Source organism: Sporosarcina sp. FSL K6-2383 (assembly GCF_038618305.1).
Classification (GTDB): Bacteria; Bacillota; Bacilli; order Bacillales_A; family Planococcaceae; genus Sporosarcina.
This window is the reverse complement of sequence record NZ_CP152017.1, coordinates 2,023,130-2,049,680: the sequence shown is the minus strand read 5'-3', so window position 1 is coordinate 2,049,680 and position 26,551 is coordinate 2,023,130. Positions and strand designations below refer to the sequence as shown.

Annotated in this window: 22 protein-coding genes; 2 read left to right on the top strand and 20 right to left on the bottom strand. The window is 37.5% G+C overall.

Features of this window, described 5'->3' with window-relative positions:
- Positions 1-220: 220 nt before the first annotated feature.
- From MKZ10_RS10075 to MKZ10_RS10020, 12 genes are all read right to left on the bottom strand, one after another.
- The gene (locus tag MKZ10_RS10075; protein WP_342504836.1) at positions 221-1,042 is read right to left on the bottom strand and encodes a carbohydrate ABC transporter permease; all 822 of its coding nucleotides are present in this window, start codon (positions 1,040-1,042) and stop codon (positions 221-223) included.
- On the bottom strand, positions 1,042-1,968 hold the full coding sequence (locus MKZ10_RS10070; protein WP_342510133.1) for a sugar ABC transporter permease: 927 nt from the start codon (positions 1,966-1,968) through the stop codon (positions 1,042-1,044). The genes MKZ10_RS10075 and MKZ10_RS10070 overlap by 1 nt, the downstream gene beginning before the upstream one ends.
- 94 nt (positions 1,969-2,062) lie before the next feature.
- Complete coding sequence (locus MKZ10_RS10065) at positions 2,063-3,376, bottom strand: ABC transporter substrate-binding protein (protein ID WP_342504835.1); 1,314 nt, start codon at positions 3,374-3,376, stop codon at positions 2,063-2,065.
- A gap of 102 nt (positions 3,377-3,478) precedes the next feature.
- The gene (locus MKZ10_RS10060; RefSeq protein WP_342504834.1) at positions 3,479-4,900 is read right to left on the bottom strand and encodes a response regulator; all 1,422 of its coding nucleotides are present in this window, start codon (positions 4,898-4,900) and stop codon (positions 3,479-3,481) included.
- A complete protein-coding gene (locus MKZ10_RS10055; RefSeq protein WP_342504833.1) occupies positions 4,881-6,329 on the bottom strand; it encodes a sensor histidine kinase in 1,449 nt (482 codons plus the stop codon). The genes MKZ10_RS10060 and MKZ10_RS10055 overlap by 20 nt, the downstream gene beginning before the upstream one ends.
- Positions 6,326-7,315 (bottom strand): substrate-binding domain-containing protein, encoded by a 990-nt coding sequence (locus MKZ10_RS10050; protein WP_342504832.1) that lies wholly within the window; start codon positions 7,313-7,315, stop codon positions 6,326-6,328. Before MKZ10_RS10050 ends, MKZ10_RS10055 begins: the two co-directional genes overlap by 4 nt.
- Positions 7,316-7,460: 145 nt before the next feature.
- Positions 7,461-8,384 carry an AEC family transporter gene (locus MKZ10_RS10045; protein ID WP_342504831.1) on the bottom strand — a complete coding sequence of 308 codons (924 nt, stop codon included), beginning with the start codon at positions 8,382-8,384 and terminating at the stop codon, positions 7,461-7,463.
- A gap of 19 nt (positions 8,385-8,403) precedes the next feature.
- Complete coding sequence (gene larC / locus MKZ10_RS10040; RefSeq protein WP_342510131.1) at positions 8,404-8,874, bottom strand: nickel insertion protein; 471 nt, start codon at positions 8,872-8,874, stop codon at positions 8,404-8,406.
- Between the two features lie 5 nt (positions 8,875-8,879).
- The gene (gene larB / locus MKZ10_RS10035) at positions 8,880-9,629 is read right to left on the bottom strand and encodes a nickel pincer cofactor biosynthesis protein LarB (RefSeq protein WP_342504830.1); all 750 of its coding nucleotides are present in this window, start codon (positions 9,627-9,629) and stop codon (positions 8,880-8,882) included.
- A gap of 33 nt (positions 9,630-9,662) precedes the next feature.
- Positions 9,663-11,135 (bottom strand): gluconokinase, encoded by a 1,473-nt coding sequence (locus MKZ10_RS10030; protein WP_342504829.1) that lies wholly within the window; start codon positions 11,133-11,135, stop codon positions 9,663-9,665.
- Positions 11,136-11,228: 93 nt separating this feature from the next.
- A complete protein-coding gene (locus MKZ10_RS10025; protein WP_342504828.1) occupies positions 11,229-11,999 on the bottom strand; it encodes an SDR family oxidoreductase in 771 nt (256 codons plus the stop codon).
- Positions 12,000-12,019: 20 nt separating this feature from the next.
- A complete protein-coding gene (locus tag MKZ10_RS10020; protein WP_342504827.1) occupies positions 12,020-13,288 on the bottom strand; it encodes a lactate racemase domain-containing protein in 1,269 nt (422 codons plus the stop codon).
- Between the two features lie 237 nt (positions 13,289-13,525).
- On the opposite strand from MKZ10_RS10020, the gene MKZ10_RS10015 reads away from it, so the two are divergent.
- Positions 13,526-14,725: an AraC family transcriptional regulator gene (locus MKZ10_RS10015; RefSeq protein WP_342504826.1), complete on the top strand. Its 1,200-nt coding sequence runs from the start codon at positions 13,526-13,528 to the stop codon at positions 14,723-14,725.
- A gap of 53 nt (positions 14,726-14,778) precedes the next feature.
- Here MKZ10_RS10015 and MKZ10_RS10010 read toward each other — a convergent pair whose 3' ends face one another.
- From MKZ10_RS10010 to MKZ10_RS09995, 4 genes are all read right to left on the bottom strand, one after another.
- Positions 14,779-16,227: a glycoside-pentoside-hexuronide (GPH):cation symporter gene (locus MKZ10_RS10010; protein ID WP_342504825.1), complete on the bottom strand. Its 1,449-nt coding sequence runs from the start codon at positions 16,225-16,227 to the stop codon at positions 14,779-14,781.
- Between the two features lie 240 nt (positions 16,228-16,467).
- Entirely contained in the window at positions 16,468-17,328 is an 861-nt protein-coding gene (locus MKZ10_RS10005; RefSeq protein WP_342504824.1) for a sugar phosphate isomerase/epimerase, read from the bottom strand.
- Positions 17,325-18,323 (bottom strand): Gfo/Idh/MocA family oxidoreductase, encoded by a 999-nt coding sequence (locus tag MKZ10_RS10000; protein WP_342504823.1) that lies wholly within the window; start codon positions 18,321-18,323, stop codon positions 17,325-17,327. Before MKZ10_RS10000 ends, MKZ10_RS10005 begins: the two co-directional genes overlap by 4 nt.
- A 63-nt stretch (positions 18,324-18,386) precedes the next feature.
- Positions 18,387-19,547, bottom strand: coding sequence for a Gfo/Idh/MocA family oxidoreductase (locus tag MKZ10_RS09995; protein WP_342504822.1), 1,161 nt, complete (start codon positions 19,545-19,547; stop codon positions 18,387-18,389).
- A 461-nt stretch (positions 19,548-20,008) separates the two neighbouring features.
- Here MKZ10_RS09995 and MKZ10_RS09990 point away from each other — a divergent pair, with 461 nt between their 5' ends.
- On the top strand, positions 20,009-20,653 hold the full coding sequence (locus tag MKZ10_RS09990) for a DUF624 domain-containing protein (RefSeq protein ID WP_342504821.1): 645 nt from the start codon (positions 20,009-20,011) through the stop codon (positions 20,651-20,653).
- A gap of 132 nt (positions 20,654-20,785) precedes the next feature.
- On the opposite strand, the gene MKZ10_RS09985 is transcribed toward MKZ10_RS09990, so the two are convergent.
- From MKZ10_RS09985 to MKZ10_RS09970, 4 genes are all read right to left on the bottom strand, one after another.
- On the bottom strand, positions 20,786-22,402 hold the full coding sequence (locus MKZ10_RS09985; protein ID WP_342504820.1) for a helix-turn-helix domain-containing protein: 1,617 nt from the start codon (positions 22,400-22,402) through the stop codon (positions 20,786-20,788).
- A 6-nt stretch (positions 22,403-22,408) separates the two neighbouring features.
- The gene (locus tag MKZ10_RS09980; protein ID WP_342504819.1) at positions 22,409-24,211 is read right to left on the bottom strand and encodes a histidine kinase; all 1,803 of its coding nucleotides are present in this window, start codon (positions 24,209-24,211) and stop codon (positions 22,409-22,411) included.
- Between the two features lie 78 nt (positions 24,212-24,289).
- The gene (locus tag MKZ10_RS09975; protein ID WP_342504818.1) at positions 24,290-25,630 is read right to left on the bottom strand and encodes an extracellular solute-binding protein; all 1,341 of its coding nucleotides are present in this window, start codon (positions 25,628-25,630) and stop codon (positions 24,290-24,292) included.
- Positions 25,631-25,702: 72 nt separating this feature from the next.
- The gene (locus MKZ10_RS09970) at positions 25,703-26,542 is read right to left on the bottom strand and encodes a carbohydrate ABC transporter permease (protein ID WP_342510129.1); all 840 of its coding nucleotides are present in this window, start codon (positions 26,540-26,542) and stop codon (positions 25,703-25,705) included.
- Between the last annotated feature and the right edge of the window lie 9 nt (positions 26,543-26,551).

The following is a 26,551-nucleotide window of genomic DNA, read 5'->3' as shown; positions in this document are numbered from 1 at the left end:
CTATTATGTAGAAACGCACGGTGCCTGCGGACCACAATCCAACTCCGATAATTAATTAACTTAATTAAATGATATCACATCTTCAATACAAAAAAGATAGCCCGTCATTCAAAATTCGAATAACAAGCTATCATTTTTTACTTGATTCAACTTTTTAAACTGAAGACACTTATCTCTTCATTAACCCATATTATTTTATTTCGCGCACTTTTCAACACTTTTAGCCTTTAACAGACCCTGCCAACAAGCCTCTGACAAAGTATTTTCCTAGGAAAATATAGACCAATAAAGTCGGTAAAGCTGCAAGCAATGCGCCAGCCATTTGTACATTCCACTGGACAATTTGACTGCCCGATAAGTTTTGCAACGCAACCATGACAGGTTGCTTCGTGCCCGTAGTAATCGTTACAGCAAACAAGAATTCATTCCAAATATTCGTGAACTGCCAGATTGCTACAACAACAAAACCCGTTATAGATAGAGGGATAATAATATGCCTAAAGATACCTAAAAAGTTTGCGCCATCTATTTGCGCAGACTCAATCAGCTCATCAGGAATACTTGCGTAAAAATTTCGGAACATCAGTGTCGTGATCGGTAAACCATAGACCACATGAACGAGGATGAGCCCAGGAATCGTATTATAGAGCTCAATCGTCCGCAAGAATTGAATCAATGGAATTAAAATACTTTGATAAGGAATAAACATTCCAAATAATATAAACGTAAACAGCGCATCCGATCCTCTAAACTTCCACTTTGATAATATATAGCCATTCATAGCGCCCAATAAGGCAGATAACAATGTGGCAGGGATGACCAAGTAAAAGCTGTTCAGTAAGTTCGGAGCTAAGCTGTCGAAAGCCAACTTGTATGAACTAAAATCGAGTGCTGTTGGTAATGCCCACATTTGGTCAATCGACACCTCTTGAATTGGCTTGAGGCTCGTGACAATAATGACATAAATAGGTGTTAAGAAAAGGAGTGACACGATGATTAATAAAGCATATTTGATGAAGCTTGATATTCGGATAGAAGCCATTAGTTATCACCCTTTCTACTATTCCATAGGTATGGAACAATAAATATGGCTACTAACAGCAACATAATGATTGCGATGGCAGCGCCATTTGCATAATAATTTCCTCTAAATGTCGTTTCAAACATATACAAGCCAGGTACATCTGTTACAAAATTAGCACCTGAACCTGTCATCGCATATATCAAATCGAATATCTTCAACGAAATATGCGCCATAATAATGACAACACTCATGGTGATTGGGAGTAGTAGCGGTAAAACAACTTTCATATAAACTTGAAACTCCGTTGCTCCATCCATTCGAGCCGCTTCTCGTAACTCATCGCCAATACCACGCAATCCTGCTAAATACATCGCTAGCGAAAAGCCCGTCATTTGCCAAACTGCAGCGATGACAACTGCGATAATGGCAGCAGGTAAGCCAAACTCAATGCTACCCCATTTAAAGCCTGCTAAAATAGTCGTATCCGTATACCATTTAGGCTGTATACCAAACAAATTAAAAAATTTATTAAAGCCAGTCGATGGATGCAATAACCATTGCCATACCACACCTGTGACAATAAAGGACAATGCCATCGGAAATAAAAAGATGTTTCTAAATATAGATTCTCCTTTTGTCTTCTGATCAAGTAAGATGGACAGCACTAAACCGAGCAAAATGACGACAGCAATAAATAAAATCGTGAAAAATAACGTATTTCGTAAATCTGCCCGAAAGCGGAAATCATTAAATAAGTAGAGATAGTTTTTTAGACCTGCAAATGAAAAGTCAGGCACAATGGTATTATAATTACTTAATGAGATATACCCCGTCCAACTGATAAATCCATAAACAAAAACAATAATAAAAATGATGGAGGGCAGTAAAAAGACCATTGCTGTTAACTGATCTTTTGAAAGTTTCTTTTTTCTCTTGCTCTGCATTTCTTTCTCCATATTACATCCTCCTCAGTTTGAGGCTTCCATCATGCTAAAAAAATAAGGTGCCGCCAATCAAAAGGCAGGCACCCTCATTTTTTTACATATCTGGTGCTGCGTTTTGTAGGGCATCGACAAAGTTTTGTACATCTCTTTGTGTCACAAAAATATTGACCGCTTGGTTCGCTTTTGTGACGAAGCCTTCAGAAGCAGCTGACCCGTGTGCAAGACTCGGGAACAAATTCGCTGTTTTGAAATCTTCAATCGTATCCTTCCCATAGGCATCATATTTAGAAGGATCTGCATCGACCCGCGCTGGGATAGAACCCTTTAGAGGATTAAATGCATCTTGACCTTCAACTGAGCCAAGTACTGTTAAGAATTGTTTTGTAGCCTCTACATTTTCAATGCCTTTTGGCAAACCAAATGTGTCTGTAATAACTGCAAAGTCACCAACTGTACCTGGAAATGCAAAGTAACCAAAATCTTCATTTGTTACAAGCTTTAAGTCATTGACGAAATAACCTTTCGCCCAATCTCCCATATTAATCATCGCTGCTTTTCCTTCAGCCACTAGCTGAGCGGAGTCTTGCCAGTTACGTGAAGCATGGTCTTCATTGACATAGTCAAGAATTTCTCCGAATTTCTCCGCTGCTGCAACAACTCTTGCATCAGTGAAATCAATTTCACCAGCGAATAGTTTAAGATAATCATCTCTTCCCAATTCAGCAGCTAAGACGTTTTCAAAAATTTGTGTCGCTTCCCATGATTCTTTATCCCCCAGTGATAGCGGGACAACGCCAGCAGCTTGTAATTTGTCAGCTACTGCAAAAAACTCATCTAATGTTGTCGGAACTTCAATTCCGTGTTCCTTGAATACTTCCATGTTATAGAAGATGACATTTCCACGGTGAACGTTAACCGGAACCGAGTAGATATTGTCGCCATTGCTGACCATTTCAATTAATGCATCCGGGAATTTATCCATCCATCCATTTGCTTCGTATAAGTCATTGAGTGGAGCCATTTTGTCAGCTGCAACCCAACTTTTGTTCAATTCTTCCCCACCATGTACTTGGAAAGTTGACGGTGGATCATTCCCTTGCATTCTTGTGGCGAGCACTGCTTTCGCATTTGTTCCCGCTCCACCAGCGACTGCCGCATTTTCTATTTTGATTTCAGGATGAAGCTCGTTAAATAGGCTAATCAGTGCAAGAAGTCCGTCTTCTTCTCCCGCACCTGTCCACCAACTAAAGATTTCGACTGAACTCTCCTCACCCTTGTCCGCTGAAGTATCCTTAGGCTTGTCAGTTGAGCCCGGATCCGAGGTTGACTCTTGATTTGAATCTGATGTACAAGCTGATACGACAAGCGCAAGTGCGAGTAATACAAATAAGCCAAAAAACTTCTTCATAATGCTACCCCCTCTTTTCTATTGATAACGCTTACATTTAATATTGTATGATGATTCTGATATATCAAGTTATAAAAAACCTGTACTTTTTTACGTTTTCCTTCACTTTTCAAAGATACTATCTTGAAATTGTCTTGGTGAGCTATGAAAATACTTTTTAAACACTCGACTAAAGTAGTTAGGATCTTTGTAACCAACCATGAAACTAATTTCTTTTAGTGAATAGCAATTTTCTTCAATGAATGATTTAGCACTTTCCATTCGTGTTTTCGTTAAAAATTCAATAAAAGTTTCATCAAACTCTTCTTTAAAAAGATTAGAAAAGTAGTTAGGACTTAAATTGACAAAATCCGCCACCTCCTCTAGCGTAATATTTTTTGCATAACGTGCTTCTATATAGTCCTTTGCCCTCATCATTGATTGTTTGGAGTGGCAATAATCGTTCATAATCATACAGCAGACATTCAAATACGTATGCCAATCCTTGTCAGACTGTAAGGAAGAAATAGAGCTACGTACTGTCGAAATATTGCGCTTCGAAAAAATATTTTGTATCCGAAAATATAAGTTTTCCTTATCCGCAATAGTTAATAATACTTGGTTGTCTGAATAGGTCATAATAGTTTCATCATAATTGCCCTTCTCTACACCTTGTGCAATTTCGGCCACAACATGTACATGCCCATTATACTGAGGATTTTCCTGTAAAAAGCCATACGTACTTTTATGATTCTTTTTCAGCTGAAAGCTCGCCGTGTAAGCTTCGCGATATGATAACGATAGACTGTCAAGCGAGTCGAATGCATGTCCAATACCAATAAATAAAGGAGCACTTAGCCCCATTTGGATATTTCTTACCGCATTTAGTTGCTCTGCCTTTTGGATTAAATCGTCGGAGAGCACTAGGACAACAATCACATCATTTGCTTCATATAGAATGAATGGATGATGAAGCTGCCTGTCAAACTGCTGTCTGATTTGCAGCACATCATAGGTCTCATCAGCACTAAACACCAAAAAATAACTAGCCTTCATTGTCGGGTATAGTTGCTTTTGCAAGTCAACTGTTTCTTGATCTATCAATTGCTTTATCAATCTCCTGATGAACCTTTCTTTTAGCAATTGCCGTTTTTCCTCTTCAATTGTCTCTTCATGTGAAATTTCTTTCCGCACACGAAGCAACGCATGACTGATTTCCTCTTTTTTCCCCGGCTTTAATAAGTAATCCTTAATACCATATTGCATAGCCTGTTTAGCATATTCAAAGGTATTATAGGCCGATACTAAAATGAATTTAACAGAAGGTTGTGCGGCGTAAATCTGTTCGATTGCCTCCAAGCCATTTATACCAGGCATTTTGACATCCATAAAAATAACATCCGGCTGCATCTTTTCGGCTAGCTCAATCGCCATGCGCCCATTTACTGCCTCTCCCACAACGTCCATATCACTAAAATTCTCGCGGATAAATTTCTTCATCGCCTGGCGTTCAAGTAGCTCATCATCAGCGATTAAAATTCTCATCAATATCCCCCTCAAACATTTTAGGTAATAGCAAACGGACCATCGTCCATTGCCCTTTTTCAGATTCAATTTCCACCACATGCTTCGTTTGATAAAACAGCTGTAAGCGTCGAATAACATTCGCCAATCCGATACCTGTTGAGTGCCCTACATGGTCATCTCTAACTGCCACGGGCGATAATAAATCTGCAATTTTTCCGGGTTCTATTCCTCCGCCATTATCTTTTACCTCAACGATGACCTGATCAACGATTTGTCGAACTGTAATAGCAATCATTCCCCCATCCTCACGTTCCTCAATACCATGAATAAATGCATTTTCAACTAATGGCTGCAGCGTTAAGCGCGGTATTTTCATAGCCAGGCAGGTTTCGTCGACTTCTGTGATAAATTGAACACGCTCGGAAAAGCGACTTTTTTGTATATTAAAATAGTCTTCAACAATCGCCACCTCATCTCCCAACGTCACATGTTGATCAATTTCACCTAGACTATGTCGCAATACAGCCGCGACCGAATCGATAAGACCCGAAGTAGCATCTGCATCCTCTAAATATGCCATTTTTGATACAGCATTCAACGTATTAAACAAAAAGTGCGGGTTGATTTGATTTTGTAAATGCTTTAACTCCATCTCTTTCAACAATTGATCTAATTCAGATTGATCCCTTATTTCCTGCACCAAGCCATGGATATTAGAGCGCATATGATTAAAGGCGTCTCCAAGTACCCTTAACTCATCATTCGATTGAACTTCAATCGGCGTTCCAACCAAATCACCTTTAGCAACTTCCTTCGCTGCTCGAGATAGCTTATTCAACGGACTCGTGATGCCGTTAGCAAACCACAGCGCAAAAAAGATAGCAAGCACAATCGTCATTAAAAATAAATAGAAAATAAATGTGACAAAGTTTCCATTCCGTACTTGTAAATCTAAATAGAAAGACTGATAAGCTGTCAATTCAACATCTATTAGCTCAAGAGCCGATTCTTGAATGTAACCGGCAGCAATACGGGCTTCCTCCAGATGAGCTGTATACTTTTCAATATCCCCTTTCAATACAAATCCTATGGTCAGCTCACTCTCATGTAAAAATGTATCGATTAAATTGATATAATTTTTTACTTTGATCTTTTCGATATAATCGAATGCCTCTGCAAGTTTTTCTTTGTCAGTGGCAAGTTGCTCTTTTTTTGCAAAGTAATCTTCAGCATTTTCCTCCTCCGGCTCAATAACATACCGTTGAGTAAACGCATACAATTCATTGGATTTTTGAGAGATCGAATTGAGTAAAAGAAATCGTTGAAAGCTATTATCGTAGTTATTAATAAGCTCTTTTGAACTGACAAAAATAGAGATGGCGGTCACCTGAAATAATATGACGAAAACAAAAAAGTATATGAATAACTTACCGCGAATAGTTTTCATCTATCGTCCTCCCGCAGAAATGTATCGGAGTTCTCTTTCTCTACGACGATTGTTCTCGTGAAAATTTCATTTTCCAATAAGCTATGCTGTTGCAATTGAATCATCACTTCAATAGCCTCAAAGCCCATCTCCTTTGGATATTGAGCGATTGTCGCATTGATTTCCCCCTTGCGGATCAACGCTAATGTTTCCGGCAAAATATCAAAAGCTGTCATATAGACATCCTTATTCGGAGCAATTTCTTGTAACCCTTCTACCATTCCAATACCATCTAAGGCACTAAGCCCTACCAAGACTGTAATGGAGGGATGTTCCCTTAACAAAGAGTACGTTGCCTGAGCTGCCCCAATTTGAGTAATATTGGATTCCTGCATTCCGACAATATGAATACGTCCTGTTGTTTGAATCGCTTCCTTAAACCCTTCCAGCCTCTCTTGCTGATTAATCGAATCAAAGCGACCTGTTACAATGCCTACATATTGTTCTCCAGTCGTATTGTTAATCACCGTTTCCCCCGCAAGCTGACCAGCATAGAAATTATCCGTTCCTACATAAGCTTTTCGTGCGCTGCTTTTAACATCGGTATCGACAGTTAAAATAGGAATTCCACGTTCCACACTTTTTTGCACTAGATCCACAAATCTTTTCCCTTCAACACCTTGTGTAATAATGCCGTCCACCTTCACTGAAACCATTCGATCTATTAACTTGAGTAGTTGATCATTATCAGCCTTTAGCGGACCAACATATTCCAAGTAAATATTATGCTTAGCCGCCGCCTCTCTTGCCCCCTGCTCAATAAGGCGCCAGTACTCATTATCAATTTCCTCGGAAACTAACGCAAAATGATAGCGGTAATCATTCGATGGGACAATCTTTTCCTCGATATAAAAGGTTTTATAGCCATAAATATTCATACCAATAAAACTTATAACGAAAAGAGTTCCTCCAAGAATCAACAATATAATTTGGGGGGATTTTTTCATGATACACCAACTTTACTTAATATTCTCTCAATCTATTGTCTAGCGAATTGTGACTTTTGGCAAGCATTCATTCAAAAAAAAGGAAATAGCCCTCCTATATTATTCAACCATAGGAGGGCTACTCAAATAAAATCAGCTATCAAATTTAAAATAGATATCTTGCCAAATAAATGACTAGTGAAACTGTAATTGCACTAATTAATGTAGAAAATAAGACAATTTGTGCTGCAAGATCAGGATGATTATCATATTCTTGTGCAATTACCGCACTGTTTACCGATGTAGGCATTGCCGATCCAATCAATAAGGCCTGTGCTACGATTCCATCCACTTTGAATACCAATATAATAGCTAAAGCAATCATGGGCCCTACAGCTAATCTAAGTAATAAACTATAGTAAACTGAGGATAATCCTGCTTTAAATTTAATCTGAGCGACTTGAGCACCCAGTGTAAATAAAGCGAGTGCAATCATAGCGTCAGCAATATAATTAGCAGGCACCCAAATAAATGACGGCACCGTAATATTGAATACATTTGTGGCCACCCCAGCCAACATCGCATAGAGCACCGGCATTTTGAAATAACCAAGTGCAGCCTTCAATTTCCCTACTTGCACCGCTTGAAGTGAAAAAATACCATATGAAAACAGAAAGATATTTTGTAAGGTCAGCATAATCACTTGAATTGACATGGCTAACGGATCACTTTTGAATACTAAATCATTTACGGGAACACCGTAATTACCCGAGTTAAAAAACATGACACTGTTTGAAAAAGTTGTCTTTTCTCCTTTTTCCAACCGGATTACTTTTCCCACAAAGTGGGATATACAATAAAGAAGCACGACATAAAGTATGAAAAAGAGCAATATATTTCCGAATAAGCTTGCAGAAATTTGTGTGCTATGTAACTTAACAAAGATGAACCCCGGTACGAGAAAGTAAATATTCAATCTAGCTAATGTTTGTAAGTTTAGACTAAATTTCAATTGCATTATAAATCCAATACCCATAATCACAAAAATAGGTAACAAAATCTCTTTTAAAATAACAAATAATTCTACCAAGTAGCCCCCTACCTTCTAATTACTCCTTGAGTTGCATCCACACTTGTTCATATACTTTTTTCAACGGTATTTGATGCTGTTCAGCAATTTTTTTACACTCTTCAAATTCTGGAGAGCTTTGAATGACCTGTCCATCATAAATACCTTCCTTCACCGTAACTGTTCCCCACTTCGTCGTTACGGTTCGAAATCTTCTTTCAAGACGATGCACAGATAACGGATAATAGCGTATACCTAATGTCGTCGTTTGTGTAAATAATATATGCTTCATTTTCTCAAGATTTTCTTGTGAACAAAGCAATTGAAGCAGCGTTCCTGGTCTGTTTTTCTTCATATAAATGGATGTATAGTAAACATCATTTGCACCAGATTCAATGAGTAAATCCATCAGATAACCAAGCACTTCTCCTGAAATATCATCCAGATTTACTTCCATTTTGAACATTTCGTGATCGATGTGTTCATGATTTGGAGGATGCTTGGAAGCCATCATTATCAGCCCTCTTCCTTCTGTTGTGCCAAACGATGAATTAAAACTGCACTGAATGCCCCACCAAATCCATTATCAATATTGACGACACTAATGCCGGAAGCACAGGAATTCAACATCGTTAACAGGGCAGCCATGCCATTAAAGCTTGCGCCATAACCAACACTTGTTGGTACAGCAATTACAGGATGTGAAACGAGTCCGCCTACTACACTAGGAAGGGCACCGTCCATTCCAGCCACCACTATAGAGACTGTCGCCTGCTGAATTTCTTCTATATTATCAAATAAGCGATGAATACCAGCTACACCCACATCATAAAATCGACGGACTTCACAACCGAATGCTTCAGCAGTAATTGCAGCTTCTTCAGCGACAGGTAAATCTGATGTACCTGCACATACTACTGCAATGTACCCCATTTTAAATTCTGGTTTTATTTTCCGCTCGGAATAAATAATTTGTGATTGCTCATCGTATAATAAGTCGGTATGCTGTTCGAGCACTTCCGTCGCTTTCCCTTTCGGCATACGTGTAACTAATACAGCATTCCCTTTTGCTTTAATCGCTGTAATAATCGCAATAATCTGCTCGACAGATTTCCCCTCACCATAAATCGTTTCGGGAAACCCTTGACGCTTCTCGCGATGATGATCAACTTTAGCAAATCCTAAATTTTCGTAGGTAGCTAACTTTGCCTTCGCCTCTTCTACGCTAAGTACCCCTTGTTGAACTTGTTTCAAAATGTCTTCCATCTACTCCACTCACCTTGCCCTGTTTAATTTTGGTCAAAAGTACTTAGCTAAATCCCTAGAAATATTCACATATTTCTTAAACGCTTCTGCGTATACATTATGATTTTGTTGGTTGGGTTTAATAATTGCTTCAATCGGAATATTTTTCCTGATATCTTCAAATGAATCTACTTTTTCAATGGCGACTAATGCCGTCCATGCCGCTCCCCACGCCGCGCTATGATGGCTTTCTGAGAGATAAACTTCTTTTCCGAAAACATCAGCCAACATTTGTACCCAGAGTGGAGATCTAGCGAGTCCACCATTGACAAAAATCTTCTCTGGTTCCCCTGCTTGGCGTTCCAATGCTTTTCCAATATGATATAGATTATACGTAATCCCTTCCAATACCGCACGAACTAAGTGTTCTTTTTTATGTGTAATTGAAAGTCCAAAGAAGTTGCCTTTTGCCTCCTGATTCCATAGTGGTGCCCGTTCTCCATTAATATAAGGTAAAAATAACAAACCTTCTGCCCCTGGAGAAACTTGTTCCGCTTCAGCAGTTAATTCTTCAAAACTTCCTTCATACTCAATTAGTTCCTTCAACCATTGCAAGGCAATTCCACCGTTATTTGTAGGACCACCGATAATTGACAGGTCTCTTGTAAATGCATAACAAAAAGTCTCTTGCTGCTCACTGACCTGAAAGCCAGTAATCATTTGTCGTATCGCGCCACTTGTACCCGCAGATATCGCCACTTCACCTGGAGAAATCGCACCACTTCCAAGATTCGCTAATTGACCATCTGCAGAGCCAATAACAAATGGCATATCACTTGAGATTCCCATCTCATTTGCGATAGCTTTGTCGATTCCAGTTAATATTTCCGTTGGTGGAACGATTTCGGACAACTGCTTGTTATCAACCCCAGCAAGCGCCAATGCTTGTTCATCCCAATCGAATGTCTTCATATTAAATAGGCCTGTTGCAGATGCCATCGAATAGTCAATAAGTCTGCGACCAAACCACTTTTGAATGATATATTCTTTTGCCGACATAAAATAGGTTGCTTGCTGATAGGACTCAAAAGCTGTTTCCTTCATCCACAACAATTTACTGAATGGCGACATCGGATGATTGGGTAACCCCGTTTTAGCATAGATCTCATCACCATTTGCTTTCTTTAATGCTTTCGCTTGCAAATTACTTCTGCCATCCGCCCAAATAATCGCTTGTGATAAGGGTTCGTAATTCGTATCTACGCAAATAAGTGAATGCATAGCACAAGAAATACCTAACGTTAACAGTTCTTCTGATTTAATATTCGCCTTGTTAATGACATCCTTAATTGCCCCGACAGAAGATCGTTCCATTTCAACCGGATCTTGTTCAACCCAGCCTGGATGCGGATAATGGGACGTAATCATTCTTTCCGCTTCAGCCACTAATTTACCGTTCAATTCAAAAATTACCGCTTTAGCACTTGTTGTACCAATATCAAGTGCAATTACAAGTTCCCTCGACATGTCTACTCTTCCTTCCTATGTAAAAAAGTCATTTAATATAGAAAAAGCTTTGGATTCTCCTCCAAAGCTTTTCTACTTATCTCATAACACCGCTTAAATCGTCATACTTCCAAATCCGCCATCCACTCGAATAAGCGCTCCTGTAACAAAACTTGATGCACGCTCAGATGCAAGCCAAATAACCGTTCCACCCAATTCTTCTGGTTCACCGAATCGATTCATAGGCGTATGGCCCATAATCGATGCAATTCGATCTTCACTTAAAATTTTACGATTTTGTTCTGCTGGGAAGAATCCTGGAATAATCGCATTGACCCGAATGCCATGAGGCGCAAATTCACGCGCTAAAAACTGTGTCATGCTATTAATACCCGCCTTTGAAACAGAGTATGTAAATACTTTTGACAATGGCGTTGTCGAAGACACAGATGATATATTAATAATGCTTCCTGTACGTTTTTGTTCAATCATACGCTTCGCAAATACTTGCGTTGTTAACACAATTCCTTTTAGGTTAACATCCATAATATGATCCCATTCTTCTTCTGGAATGTCGAAAAATGGTGTCGGGCTATTTGTACCAGGAGCATTCAATAAAATATCCCAGCCGCCTGACCACGCCTCAATTTCCTTGGCAACATTTTCTAACGATTCTTTTGAAACGACATCTGCCTGAAAGGCCTTGGCAATTCCGCCGCGTTCTACAATTTCCTGTGCTACTTTCTCAGCTGTTTCTAGATTACGACCAACAATTGCTACTTGTGCGCCTTGATCTGCTAATCCATTAGCCATTGCTGATCCAAGTACACCATTTCCACCTACAGCAACTGCTGTTTTCCCCGTTAAATCAAATAAGTTTTTCAATTATATTCCTCCTTGATATTTCAGACCAAATTTCCGTTTTCATCAAACTTCAGTTCATATAAGTCTGTTATTGGTGTTAAAAAGTCATTGCTTTCTACCTCAGTTAACAATGCTTCTGATACTTCAATCTCACTCAGTTCTAGTGTGTTCTTAATGCGAACCATTTTAACTGTCGTAAAATCCAAAATATTACATGTTTTAATGGCTGCTTTCAACGCTTGTTGATCATTTTCCAATGTTGTTGCTGCCTTTGTTGGGGCAACAACTGTTGAAGTAAGCCCGTTCGCATAAGTAGCCGCCCAATCCGTCTTGTCAATTAAACGACGTGTCGTAAAGTCAGCCGTTCCTACGCCATTCGCATTTCCTTCTGTTTCAGGTGTCAAATCTAGTACAACCATTTTATTGACGACAGGTCCACCATGCGCATACGGTGTTGGATAACGCCCCGTGATATTTGGATCCATGCCATCTCCACTAATGTTCTTACCAATTTCATCAATGACAAGCACATCAATATTGGCAAAATCAATTTTCGGTAATAAGCTTTTAGCTAACTTTTGTAATTCTGTTTCTTTTTCTTCAATTTCATGCGGCAACAATACTTCAACTCTCGCAACTTTATCAAAAGCATTTTCAATGGTTCCAACGCCAAAAAGGATGGGCATTTTTTCAATAATCATAGTAGACATTTCGATAATATGTTTTCCCATATGCTCAAAGCCTAATTGATGGCAGGCTTCAGCACCCTTTTGTTTTCCTAGCCCAATCGCAATCATTTTCATAATGCCACTCTCAACCGTTCCTCTGAAAGCCGTATGCGGTTTTATCCGATTGATAACGACAATCCCGTCAGCTTGCGAAGCGAGTTTATCAATGTAAACTGGTAAACCATTCGGTAATTTCCCAATTTCAATTACTTCCATTGAAGAACGAATTTCTGCATGAACAGTTTCTTCCGTGACACCCAAATGTGCTAACACAGCTGTTTGTCCTTCGGCAGATGCGCCTCCATGGCTTCCCATACTCGGTACGATGAATGGCTTTGCACCAAGCCCCTGCAAAAATTTCACCGTGCGTGCTGTAATCTCAACAATCTGGTCAACGCCCCTGCTTCCGACAGCTACAGCTATTTCCATTCCAGGTTTAACAGTTTGTCGAATTCGTTCTTCCTCCAACAATGCTTGCAGTTGCTCACCAGCATTGTCCAATTGTTCTTCATTAAAAGTTTGTCTTACTTTCACCATCTTCGGCAATGGAATATCTTTTAACAATTGTTGAATAATATCCATTCAATTCACTCCTATTTATTATGATAAAAAATATGCTTAGTTGGATGAAAGCCCTTCCAACCTTTAATTTGTTTAACGACCAAACTAATAACTAATTATAGAATAGCATTTAACTGAATTTTCGTCAATAATCATTTCTTTTATAAGAATCCCATTTTCACTTTTCATTTAGTTGGTACAGTTTTCGAAATCATACTATAATTAAGTCACAGATTTTCCAACTAGGAGTGACCTAATATGAATCAAATGGATATTTTTTCAGCGAGTTTTAAAATACATCATCTTACTAATTTAAATACATATATCTTAGATCGAAACGGTGAATTTGTTTTTCATCATGAGATTATTTCTATTCCCGCTTTCATGCCTGGGTCTAAGGATGAGGATATATTCAATTTTTATAATGAAATGACACAGAATAATCAATTGTACATTTTTACAAACGAATGGGGCTTGTATTACTTAGGTTATTCTTTTTCACTAGAAGCTGATTACAGCATCATGATTGGTCCCTATCTTCAGTTAACGCCTAATCTACATCATTTAGCGAAAACATACCAACTGAATCATAATAACAGTGAAGATTTAAGTATTTTCTGCAATCAAATTCAGCTAGTAGGAGCGGAAAAGGCGTTGAGTTTCGCTAGCCTACTCCAACTTTTCAATATAATTGTAGAAAAAGATGTACTGCCAAAACAGATTGAACAAAACAAAGATCATGCCGAAAGTAATAGTTCAAATCAGCAATATAATATCATTGAGGATGTCGGTAATATCGTTGATTTAAGATATAAAATAGAAGCAGATTTCTTACATGCAGTTGAACTAGGCGATAAGACTAAAGCCCTTGAATTATTTGGCCCTGACAACTTGTTATTCTCCTTTTCCGAACGTTTTCCCAATCAACCTTTACGCAGACTTAAAAACTTAATCATTGTTATTAACACGTTATTACGTACAGTAGCCGTAAAAATGAAGGTCCCGCCAATTCTAATTCACCGAACATCTGAAAAATTTGCAGTTCAAATTGAAAATAAAACTCGATTAATAGAATTACGGCAATTACAAAATGAAATGATTGAAGAATACTGCGAATTAGTAGTCACAAATTCATTCGTACATTACTCAAAAATCATACAAGAAGTTATCGCCTATATTATGACTAATTATAATAAACGAATAGATATTAACGAATTAGCATCCCTTAACTTTACACACCCTAGCCATCTTTCTCGAAAATTTAAACAAGAAACAAATTTAACAATTACAGCCTATCAGCAACAAATTAGAATGCGCCAAGCAAAATACTTACTCAAAAATGAAAGCTTACCCATTGAAGAAATTGCTTGGAGAGTCGGATACGAAGATTCTTCTTATTTTTCAAGAGTCTTTAAGCAGGAAACAGGATATACACCATCGCAGTTTAGAACCATATAAAAAATGCCAGCCCCATATATAATTGGAGGCTGGTATTTTATTAAAAAACGAAGTTAGTCGTTTCCTTTTTCACTATTTTTCTGATATAGCATATCTAATTTATTCGACATTCTTTGTTCAGCTAAATCAATAGCAAGCTGATTCGTACGTTTCTTGTTCAATGGATAGAAAAATACTAGCATTAAAAACATCAGGATAAATGTAACCGCTGGCACTAAAGTAGCTAGCGTGTAAATCCCATTTAGTGTATCTTGCGTTTGTACATCTAGACCTGAATTATAGCCCACTGCCGCGATTGCGAAACCACCGAGGCCACCTGCAATAGCTTGACCCACTTTACGGGCAAATGAATAGATCGAATATACGGTTCCATCTTCTCGTAAACCTGTTAAATATTCATGATAATCGATCACATCTGTTACAAATGCCCAAATGACTAAGTTGAAGAATGCATAGCCAAACATCGCTATCGTCAATAAGCTAATGAATTGAGTAGTTGACAAGTTGGGCAAGAAATATAACAACGAGTAGATAACTGCTGAAAGTAACGCTCCTGCTGCAGCAACCTCTTTCTTACCAAACTTATTAACTAGAGCTCGCACCATCGGCATGGCGACAAATACAGTACCTGTTTGTAGAAACCCTACCATGCTTAATGCTTTTGCGTTACTAAAATACTCTTTGAACAAGAAGACATTCACTGCACCAATAAGCATAAAACAAATCATAAACATAAGTGAGATGATTAGAATCCAAATTAATGGTTTATTTTTCACAAGACCTTTTACAGTCTTACCAAAATTCCCTTTTTCTTTTACTCTTACTGGCGCGATAATACGTTCAGTCGTCATTTTATAACAGGCCATATAACAAGAGATAGAGAGGACACCAAAAATGATTGCTCCTAATAGAAATCGATTTGCATCTGCATCATTGTCTACAAACAAAATCAATGGTCCAGCTACATTAATGATTAAACCTGCTAAGTTAGCACCCAAAGTTCTATACGTAGATAATGTTGTCCGTTCAACAGGATCAGAAGTGATGACGGAAGCCATGGAACCATAAGGAATATTGACTGTACTATATAAAGTTCCCCATAGAATATATGTGACAAAAGCATAAGCCAGATAAAATCCATTAGTCATACCTGGGATATACACGAACATTAAAATACCAGAAATAACGAGTGGAAAAGACATTCTGAAAATCCAAGGTTTAAATTTACCCGCTTTCCCAGCATTCCTAGTATCTATAAAGCGTCCCCAAGTTACATCAGCAATGGCATCCCATAATCTTGCAATTAAAAACAATACCCCCACAGTCGCTGGGTGTATGTGTAAAATATCCGTATAATAAATCATTAGGAATGAGGCTACTAGAATGAAGAAGAAATCATTCCCAAAGTCACCAAACATATAGCCCACTTTATCTCTCATCCCGAATTTTCTGAATTCGGAATTTGTAGCAGTCTTATTTAATTGTGCAGCTTGTTTCATCATTTTTTCCTCCATTGCTTTAAAATTGGAATTCAGCAAATTCTCTTAGAAGTAAATACCACTATGGGATTCTTTAAACAATACAAAAATTTCTACCCATTTGATGAACGCGCTTCCAATCACAGGTTTAAAACCCAATATTGCAACATCCCTCTTCATGACTAGGAAGTCTTCTTTATCAATCTACCTAGTCATGAAGCTGTGTCTATTACACATTATAGGGATTATATTTTCTAGTTCAGTTTAGAACCAGTCTGCATAACCTAGTTTCCTCAAATTATCTGCTGATGTTTTCAAGCAGTCCAATGGATCACGGCCATACGTATCATCTTGTTCGACTAAGAAATACTGTGCGCCACTAGCAAGTCCAGCTTCAATAATCGCTGGTATATCTAAGTTCCCTTCACCGACTTCTGCAAATTCAATCAGATTAGTAAATTTAGCAAAGAATTTACCCATGTCTTTTAAATCATCTTCATTTATATCAAGTTGTCCGATACGATAATCTTTCAAATGTAAAAGAGCGACGCGCCCTTCATATTCTTTAATAAACTCCACAGGGTTTACACCGGCTCTTTGGATCCAGTGAACATCTAATTCAAAACCAAGTGTAGATGTATTATGTTTTATCAAATCCAGCAAATATTCACCATCATACTTTTGGAATTCAATATGATGCGTATGATAATATAATTCGATTCCCTGTTCAGCTAGTCTCACGGCCATTGCTTCTGCCCTTGTGATAAACTCCATAATTTTATCTTTATCACCCATTACCGTAAGCGGAAGCATACCAATCCGAATAAAGTTACAATTCAGCGTTTTGCAATCGCTAACAATTTTATCAAAGTCATTCGTTAATGTTTCACCTGGAGCCCCTGGCAACATTGGATCTAAGCCAGCTGAAATGGCAGCAATTTCTATATTAAAATCTTCACTAGCTCTTTTTAACTCCGCCACATTTTCTGTTGTCATTGGAATTTGTGATACTTCGACAGCTCCATAGCCTAGCTCATGTAACTTTCTCATTGTTTCATATGCCCCAAGTTCTACAACTTTATCTTTAAGCATCATCATTTGGACGCCAATTTTACCTTTTTTCATTGTTGTACCTCCGCTCTTATTTCAGATGATTTACGTATTGCGCCAATCATTTCCATGGAAGCCTGCGCATCCTTTACGTGGATATAATTATCAGTGTCATTTTCTATGCATGTATAAAAATGATTGATCAGCTTTGCATGACTTGCACCATAGTAAAACTTCGATCCGGGAAGTTTTGTATCTTCTATCACTTCCACTTTCTTACCTTCATCATTTTCTGTAGTTAATATACTATCCTTAATCGTTAGCTTCCCTTTTTCCAGAATAACCTGAAACTCGACGGAAGAATTTGTTGCATTTGTGACAGTTGCAAAAAACAATCCTGTCGCTCCGTTCTTAAACTGAATATTAGCCGTAGCAGTATCCTCGACGTCATAGCCATAATCAAATAGATTGTCGATTGATCCCCTAATGGTGTCAATTTCTCCACCTATCAGCTGCATTAAATCTAGTGTGTGGATTGCCTGGTTAATCATGACACCTCCACCGGCTCTCGCCATAGTGCCACGCCAAGGCTTAGTATCATAATAAGCTTTTGGCCTAAACCAAGTAACCAAACCTTTTAAGCCGATAACCTTTCCATATGCACCGCTGTCAACCATCTCTTGCAGTTTCTCAACTGTCTCGTTAAAACGATTTTGAAAGGATACACAGATTTTAACGTCTGGATGTGCTTCTTCTAATTTAACTAAAGCCATACCCTCTTCAGCATTACGTGCTAATGGCTTTTCTTGAAAAACGTGAACACCCTTTTCAACGCAAGCTTTTGTTGCACTATAATGAAGGTCATGTGGTAAACAAATATGGACACAATCCAACGTTTCATGTTCGAGCATTGTATGATAGTTCGAATAAAAATTTACTTCAGGTACAGTACCTTTTAGCGATTCATCGATATCGCACACTGCCACTAATTCGACATTAGGATTGGCTTGAATAGCTGGAATATGAATATTTGAAATATCACCAAGTCCAATAACCGCAATTTTTAGCATTGGCCTTACTCCTTTATAAATAGGAACTTGTGATTCTAGTAATCAAAAGTTCCTATTTTCAATTTATTTTTTTATCGGATTAAGCTTTTCGTGTTCAATCTTTTTGTTTAACTCAGCTAGGTATAACTCTTCGTCCAACGGTAGTTCTACTTCTTTTTCTAACCAGCTTGATAGATGGATTGCGTTTGCTAATGCTACACCGTGAATCCCATCACTACCCGGAGCAAGCAATGGCGTTCCATCTAGTACGTTTGCTGCGAAGTTTTCCAGCACAGCAATATGTTGGCCACCCCATACACTTTCGAACTCTAAAACTTCTTCGCTGTATATATCAGCAACGTCTCCACCCATAAATATTTTCATAACATCGCTCATATCCATGGATGCGCTCATTTCAGCTTCAGGTGTTTTGAGTCGTTTAATCGTTACTTTCTTGCTATCATCGACAACGATTTTTCCTTTATCTCCTAAAATCTCAAAACGATCTGTCCCCATAATGTCATGTGTACATGTCACAAATACGCCTGTCGCACCATTACCATAGTCAAGAATTGTCGTCACTTCATCTTCTACTGCGATATTTCTTTGATAACCGTATTTCACGTTAGAGTAAACTTTCTTCGGCATACCTGCAATCCATTGAAGCAAGTCCAGCTGATGCGGAGCCTGATTGACAAGAACACCGCCACCTTCACCTTCCCAAGTCGCTCTCCAAGAACCGGCATCATAGTAACCTTGTGGTCTCCACCATGTTGTAATAATCCAGTTCGTACGGCGGATTGCACCGATTTCACCATTATCAATAATTTCTTTTACTTTTTGGTACAGTTCGTTCGCTCTTTGGTTAAACATAATACTGAATGTTAGCTCAGGCTTTGTAGCCGCAAATTCGTTTAATTCTCTAACCTGTTTCGTGTAAACACCAGCTGGCTTTTCTAACAATGCATGGATGTCTCTTTTTAGTGCTTCAATCCCCATTTCAGGATGTAGGTTATGCGGTACACATGTAATGATTGCGTCCACGTCACCACTTTCAAGCATTTCTATATAGTTTGTATAGAAAGGAACTTCTGGATATTTTTCCGCAGCAACTGCTTGTTTTTCAGGATCAATGTCACAAATCGCACCAATTTCTATTCCACTTACTTTTCCTTCTGAAATGAAACCTGCGTAAGTACCGCCTTGCTGACCCAAACCAATAATACCTAATCTTACTTTTTTCATAATCCATTCTCCTCACATATTTTTATAGTTGTTGACAGTGAAATTATCTTTTAATACGGGATAAAGCCCCATTAACTAAACAATCGAACTTGAAAGTGCTTACATTTTTTATATTAGTTCAATTCAGAACAAATTAACAGGATTAAAATTGCATATCAAGGAGTAGAACAACAAATTAGATTCGATTTATTGTTGTTCACTCAATCGTTGCTTAGGAAAAAAATCCACCTTTCACAAATTTTTATGTTAACTACTCAATTATAACTTGGATCCAAATTTCAGATAACGTAGGATATTTACTTAAACGATATTTTTTTTACCATCTAACATAAACTAAGGTTTTCTTGCCAGAACCGTGCTATATTTCAGATAGAAGACCTCGTATAACTTGGCAACAGCATTACATTTTGGTCGATGCCTTTGCCCTACATTAGTTAAAACGAAATATAGGAGGAATGATCATGCAATTAGGTGGATTTTCTGGTGGAATTCTTTCACTTTGTAATTGGTTCGCAAGACTTGCCTACATCAACATATTATGGATTTTATTTAGTCTAGCGGGACTAATTGTTTTTGGTTTTTTCCCTGCAACAATCGCTATGCTCGCAACACTAAGGCAGTTTTTGCAAAAGAATGACCCGCCCGTATTTAAAACATTTTGGAAATATTATAAAGCTGAATTTTTTGCTAGTAATAAGCTTGGGGCTATTATTGTGGTCATTGGCCTTATTCTTTTTACAAATATCAACTTTTTACAATCAATGGATAATAAGTTATCAGAAATGTTCTATTACTCAACCATTGTATTGAGTTGCATCTACTTGCTGTCAATTTGTTATCTGCTCGCATCCTATGTCGAATTCGAACAAAATTTAAAGACACACATCAAAAACTCTTTATTGATAATGGTATACAATCCGCTATCAAGTCTGTTTATTATTTTTGGTTTTACAATTGTCTATTATGCAGTCACCACTTTATCTGGACTAGGTTTCTTTTTCAGTGGCAGCCTGTTAGGACTCGTTATCCTTTCTTCAACTTCACTTACTTATCGGAAAATCGAGCGTAAACAAGCGAATTTACAGACGGAAGAAAAAACTGCATAGTTCTTTACGTTAACAAACATCCCCCTTTTATCCTAAAGCAATAGGAAGAATTTACTCACACTCCCCTGCAAGTAAATTCTCCCTATCGCGTTTTATTATTTGAATTGTGGAATATTTTTCAGGATACCTCGATTATTTAATAGCTTCTTTATATTTATAAGATTTAGGCGACATTCCAAATTGCTGCTTAAATGTTTTCAAAAAATAGCCTTTGCTATCAAAACCGACCTCTATCGCAATCTGCTCAACAGATCTAGTTGAATTGTCCAACAATTCTTTTGCCTTCTCCATTTTTATTCGCGTTACAAATTCAACAAAACTTTCACCCGTCTCCTTCTTAAACAACCGACTAAAATAACTTGCATTCAAATGAAGAAGATCTGCAACATCTTTTAATGCTATTTTTTCATTTAAATGTGTTCGAATGTATATTTGTGCCTGAAGAATGTATTCATTTTTAGGTGTTGCATCAATTTGTTCAACACGATCCATTAGTTTTATCAATATATCTGTCACCAATGATTGTAAATGTTCAAAGGTCTCGACATTTTGCACAAGTTGGTCCGTCATCGTCATAAAATTTTCTTCTTCACTATAAACCTGCGTATTTAAAAACATATTTATATCTAGAACGAGTTTAATTGCCCAATCTTTCACGGCAGCTGGTGCAAACTGTTCTATTTTTATCCTTGCAATATAGCTCTGAATATATTCCTTAACTCGTACCTCTTCCTTATTCATAATCATATGCCTTAGTTCTTGAAGGACATCGATATAATCTTGGAAGATTGACTCTTTTGTATACACAATCGGTTGATAGTATTGAATTGTTCCATGTGGATAATAAAAACGTTGCCCCTTATTATTCAACAACGACTTCATCGATTCGACTAACCCTTGACGCAACAGATTTTCGCCAGCAATAACGGAGGTGACACTAACTTTTAAAAACGTACTCATTTTACTTTGCATTTCTTTTACTGCTTGTTCAACAAGTCGCTGCATGTCCAATTGTTTTGTCTTCATCAACGGAAACATAACGAGAAATTTCCCGTTTAAAAAGAAAACTTGAATATCCTTCTGAAATTCTGCTAGCACTTCTTCGATTACATTATTAAAACTAAATTGTAGTAATATTTCTTTTCCATACCGGTCAATTGCATCCTGGTATTGATCAATAAAGCAAAGCACAACCGTGTATCGCTCAGAAGAAAAGTCCATGTCCAATAAATCCTCTTGCTCACTCCACCAATTATCATCTTCAATATATTGATCTTCCATCAGCTTTTCAATAAATGTTGTTTTTAATGACATATTATTTTGTTTTAAAAACTGTGTGATTTTCACATGACGATGCTTTGCTTGAAATTCATGATCCATTGCTATTTTAAGCCTTTCGAGTAACTCAACGACTTTCTCTTCCTCTATGGACTCTTTTAAAATATAATCAAATACTTCTAATTTTAATGCTTTTTGTGCAAAATGAAAATCATCATGACAGGACAAAATAATATTGTACGAGTTAAAATCCTCTTCTTTCAATTTGGAGATTAATTCTATCCCATTTAATCTGGGCATTCCAATATCCGTAATTAGAACATCATATTTGTTTTCTTGTAAATATTCATATGCTTGTAAACTATCATTAAAAGCTGCCGTCACATGAAATCCATATTGCTGCCAAGGTATTATTTTTTCCATAAACTCTGTTACTAGTACATCATCATCGAGCAAAACTACTTGGTACATCGATTGTCACAACTCCTTCTCAATCGGGATATAAAAGGTAAAGGTGGTCCCAACGCCTACCATACTCTCTATCTCCAATTTGAAATCATCACCATAAATAATTTTCATTCTTTGGAATACATTCAGTACACCGATACCATTAAAGGAGCGAGTATTTTTACTTTTTTCTTGATTTTTGGGAGCAAAAGCTTCTCTTTTTAAAGCTTCTAAGGTCGTTTCATCCATACCACTTCCATCATCCGTTACTTGCAACTGCAATAAATTATTGTCTTTTAGAGTCGCTACAATAATGATGATACCTTCGTTTTGATTATATCCATGTATAAAAGCATTTTCAACAATTGGTTGTAAGAAAAATCTAGGAATTTTGATTTCTTCGACTTTTCCGGTGGTAATAACTTCTAATTCGATATCATCTTGATGTCTAAAATTCATAAGCTGCAGATAATGCCTTACAATGGTTATTTCTTCACTTAACGGGATAAATGCATTGTTCCGATTAATCGTCATTCGAAGTAAAGCAGACAAAGAATAAATCAACTGAGCACTGTCTTTATCACCACTTAATCGAATTTTTAATCGAATCGAATTTAACACATTAAAAAGAAAGTGTGGATTGATTTGCGCTTGCAGCATTTCGAGTTCTGCCATACGCTTTTCTTCTTCACGTTCTTTTACTTGCTCAATCATCTCTTCAATTCGATCAAGCATATTATCAAAAGAATGAGCTAATTTTGCCACATCACTATTTCCGGCCACATTTGCTCGAACATCCAAATTCCCCTGTTCAACCGATTTAGTAACGAAACTTAATTTTGTTACAGGTTTCGTTATTTCACGGATTAAAATAATTAATGCCAATAGAAACAGCAGCAACAAAGCTCCTTGAATAAGAATTGTTGTTCTTGTCACAGTATTGATCGTACCGATTGTTTCTTTATAGGGAACTAAACTTACTAATCGCCAATTTGCATAGGAGACGGGATAAGAAACGAGTAGATGATCCTCATCATTATATTCAACAATCTGGTGCTCTTTACTCGTGATATCATATGACAAATGACTCCCGATTTTCTCAGTGTCGAGACTAGAATAGATCTTGCCCTTATTATCAGTCAAAAAGAACTCTGCTTCTGTATCGTTTTTAAAATTATTGAAAAACTCTCGAACTTCTTTTTCCTCAATACTTATAATTAGATAGATATTCGAGTGATTTGATCCCTTAATCGTTCTTGCCATACTAATTAAATAAGGGTTCGATTCCTTGTCTGATTGAATATAGGTTGGATGTACGCCAATCCAATTCGTCTGATAAAACTGCAAATCTTTTAATTCCGTAAACCACGGTTTATCTCGAAATGTTAGTGGATTATTTTCAGATATTGGATAATTCGTATAGTACAAACCATTTTCGAAAAGAAGCGTCACATATGTATAAGAAAACATGTCCGTAATGTCTGTCAACATCTTTGAAACTTGCAAATAATGTAGCGCATTTCCAACGTTAGCAGATTCCGGTGATTGTAGATCAAACGGCTTGTTAGATTTTAATAAACGATTAAAGTTTGTATCGAATTGAATAAAATTGGATGTATACATCACATCATCAAGGATTCTTTTCATGCTCATTTCAATCATACTTAACGTATCCTTTGATTGTTTTGCTGCGCGTACTTCTAAAACGTCTTTCGTAAAATAATTAGAAACTATATAAGTGCTTATCCAGGGCAATAGAATACAAAGAATAATAGCAACCAATAGTCGACTGCGCAACGTCATTTCTTTTAATCTTCCCACTATTCTCTTCACTTTTATCACTAGCCCCTTTTCAAAAGGTAAAAATAGAGAGGGAACTGTATTGTCCCCTCTCCATTCATCATATTCTATTTATTGATTTGCATCAACGACGGCTTGAATCCTTTTCTTAACATTTTCCATCGTCTTATCTAAATCCTGTTCTCCTAGTAGATACATCTCAGCTTCCGCACCATATTCTCCATTTACCTCTGTAATATACGGTGCTGGTGCAAATGTTTTATTTGGTTGAAGAGAAGTCAACGAATGTTTTAATGATGGTAAATGGATAGCTTCAGGATTTGGAGTTCCACTTACTAAAGTATTTAGCACTGCGTCTAAGTCAGCCTCTTTCCAAGAAGGTGTCCACACACCTTGTTCTACAATACCTTCTGTCGACATCCAACGCATAAAGTCATATGCCTCTTGTTTATGGTCAGAAGTCTTGGAAACACTGAGTAAATCACCTGACATAGTTGTAAAGTTTGTTCCTTTTTCATTTTGTGGCCATGGCGCCCATGCAATTTCAAAGTCTGGTGTGAATTCTCCCCACTCCGTAATCATGAAACTAAAAGTCGGAATCATACTTGCTTCTTGTGAGAAAAATTGCTGACGATAATTTAATTTTTGCGAGAATGTTTCAAAGTATGGAACAGATGATTTGTCTACTTGTTCTAGTTGATAACGAAGCTCCAGTGAATCCCGTAGCAATGGATCCTCCGCATTCGATGAACCATCTTCTTTTAGCAGTAACGTTTCTTCTGCTTTACTGACTAATTTCAACGCTGAATATGTCTCGTGCCATGTGTGTAAATAAGAGCCATAATGTTCATCAGTCGTCAATTTCTTTGCATAGTCACGATAGTCATCCCATGTCCATTCTGTCGGGATTTCTAAGCCTGCTTCATCTAAATGACCTTTATTCATCATAATTAGGCCAGAAATATTTTTCATTGGCAAACCATAATATTCGCCATTTACTGGTGCATATGCATTATTATAAACCTCATTAATGTCAATGCCTTCTGCAGCCAAAAATTCATCAATTGGTGCTACTAGGCCAGCGTCAATTCTTTTTGCGAGATCGTTTGGATTATTAAACATGATAATATCAAGCTTTTCTCCTGCCGATGCCATCAAATCTAATTGTTTAAAATAATCTAGAGCAGTCATGTTATCGACTAGTGGTATCGATTCAATCTTTATCCCTGGATGTTCAGCCTCATATTTATCAATGACAGGCTGCCATTTTCCTACACCTTCATTAATCCAGTGTACAAATTTTAATGTGATTTCCTCTTCACCTGACTTACTAGCACCATCGCTAGATTTGTCCCCTGCGGAGCTGTCACCTGCTTTATCCCCAGAACATGCTGCTAAAACAAGCATTGCGATAAGTGTAACTATCCATACTAGACCCCGTTTTTTCTTCAATACAATTGCCCCCTCTGTTGTTAGATTAGTATATGAAACCCCTTTTTTCAAAAAAGGTTAAATATCAGTATTTTATCCTTTTACGCCGCCAAGCTGAATGCCTTCGATAACATGTTTCTGCCCAAGGATAAAGATGATTAGTAATGGAATTATCGCGGATACAGATGCTGCCATCATCAACGAGTAAATACTACCATGCTGATCCGCAAAGCTTTGTATCCCAAGTTGTATCGTATAGAGTTCTTTTGTTCTCAAGAAAATTAATGGATTTTGGAAATCATTCCATGTCCAAATAAAACGCAGGATAGCATAGGTTGCGATTGCTGGTCGGACGAGTGGTAATGCAATCGATGCAAAAATACGGAAATGCCCGGCCCCATCCATTCGTGCGGATTCAATCAGCTCATTACTGATGCCTAGATAGAATTGGCGTAACATAAATGTACCGAATACACTGAAACTGTTTAATAGAATCAGACCCATATGTGTATCATAGAGTCCCAGCCATCTGAATAACAAAAACTGTGTAACGAGTAATGTTTGCGGCGGAATCATAAATGTCGCTAATATGATTAGGAACAAGAAATTTGAACCTCTAAAATTAATTTTAGCAAAGCCGTATGCAGCTAAAGATGACACGGTGACAGAAGTAATTGTTGTTAACACTGTCACCTTGATTGAGTTCCAATAGAGTAAAAGAAATGGCATTGTCCCTGTCCAAACGCTCTTATAGTTCTCAACAGCATTCCATGTTTCTGGAATCCACTGTATCGGATAGGTTAGAACATCCGTTTCAACTTTAAATGATGCAGAGATCATCCAGATAAATGGCATTAAGAAAACTATACCTAATATCGCCATGATGATTGTCACAATTAATTTTTTTATATCGATTCCTTTTGTTGTTGTCATCATACTGCC

Excerpts from the sequence above, each read along its gene's own strand:
- MKZ10_RS10020 (WP_342504827.1), bottom strand. The coding sequence starts at position 13,288 with ATGGATATTATTCAACAATTGTTAAAAGATATTCCATTGCCGAAGATG.
- MKZ10_RS10055 (WP_342504833.1), bottom strand. The coding sequence starts at position 6,329 with ATGAAAACTATTCGCGGTAAGTTATTCATATACTTTTTTGTTTTCGTC.
- MKZ10_RS09985 (WP_342504820.1), bottom strand. The coding sequence starts at position 22,402 with ATGTACCAAGTAGTTTTGCTCGATGATGATGTACTAGTAACAGAGTTT.
- MKZ10_RS10030 (WP_342504829.1), bottom strand. The coding sequence starts at position 11,135 with ATGTCGAGGGAACTTGTAATTGCACTTGATATTGGTACAACAAGTGCT.
- MKZ10_RS10065 (WP_342504835.1), bottom strand. The coding sequence starts at position 3,376 with ATGAAGAAGTTTTTTGGCTTATTTGTATTACTCGCACTTGCGCTTGTC.
- MKZ10_RS10015 (WP_342504826.1), top strand. The coding sequence starts at position 13,526 with ATGAATCAAATGGATATTTTTTCAGCGAGTTTTAAAATACATCATCTT.
- MKZ10_RS09990 (WP_342504821.1), top strand. The coding sequence starts at position 20,009 with ATGCAATTAGGTGGATTTTCTGGTGGAATTCTTTCACTTTGTAATTGG.
- MKZ10_RS10060 (WP_342504834.1), bottom strand. The coding sequence starts at position 4,900 with ATGAGAATTTTAATCGCTGATGATGAGCTACTTGAACGCCAGGCGATG.
- MKZ10_RS10050 (WP_342504832.1), bottom strand. The coding sequence starts at position 7,315 with ATGAAAAAATCCCCCCAAATTATATTGTTGATTCTTGGAGGAACTCTT.
- MKZ10_RS09995 (WP_342504822.1), bottom strand. The coding sequence starts at position 19,547 with ATGAAAAAAGTAAGATTAGGTATTATTGGTTTGGGTCAGCAAGGCGGT.
- MKZ10_RS10075 (WP_342504836.1), bottom strand. The coding sequence starts at position 1,042 with ATGGCTTCTATCCGAATATCAAGCTTCATCAAATATGCTTTATTAATC.
- MKZ10_RS10005 (WP_342504824.1), bottom strand. The coding sequence starts at position 17,328 with ATGAAAAAAGGTAAAATTGGCGTCCAAATGATGATGCTTAAAGATAAA.
- MKZ10_RS10070 (WP_342510133.1), bottom strand. The coding sequence starts at position 1,968 with ATGCAGAGCAAGAGAAAAAAGAAACTTTCAAAAGATCAGTTAACAGCA.
- MKZ10_RS09970 (WP_342510129.1), bottom strand. The coding sequence starts at position 26,542 with ATGACAACAACAAAAGGAATCGATATAAAAAAATTAATTGTGACAATC.
- larC (WP_342510131.1), bottom strand. The coding sequence starts at position 8,874 with ATGGCTTCCAAGCATCCTCCAAATCATGAACACATCGATCACGAAATG.
- larB (WP_342504830.1), bottom strand. The coding sequence starts at position 9,629 with ATGGAAGACATTTTGAAACAAGTTCAACAAGGGGTACTTAGCGTAGAA.
- MKZ10_RS10000 (WP_342504823.1), bottom strand. The coding sequence starts at position 18,323 with ATGCTAAAAATTGCGGTTATTGGACTTGGTGATATTTCAAATATTCAT.
- MKZ10_RS10010 (WP_342504825.1), bottom strand. The coding sequence starts at position 16,227 with ATGATGAAACAAGCTGCACAATTAAATAAGACTGCTACAAATTCCGAA.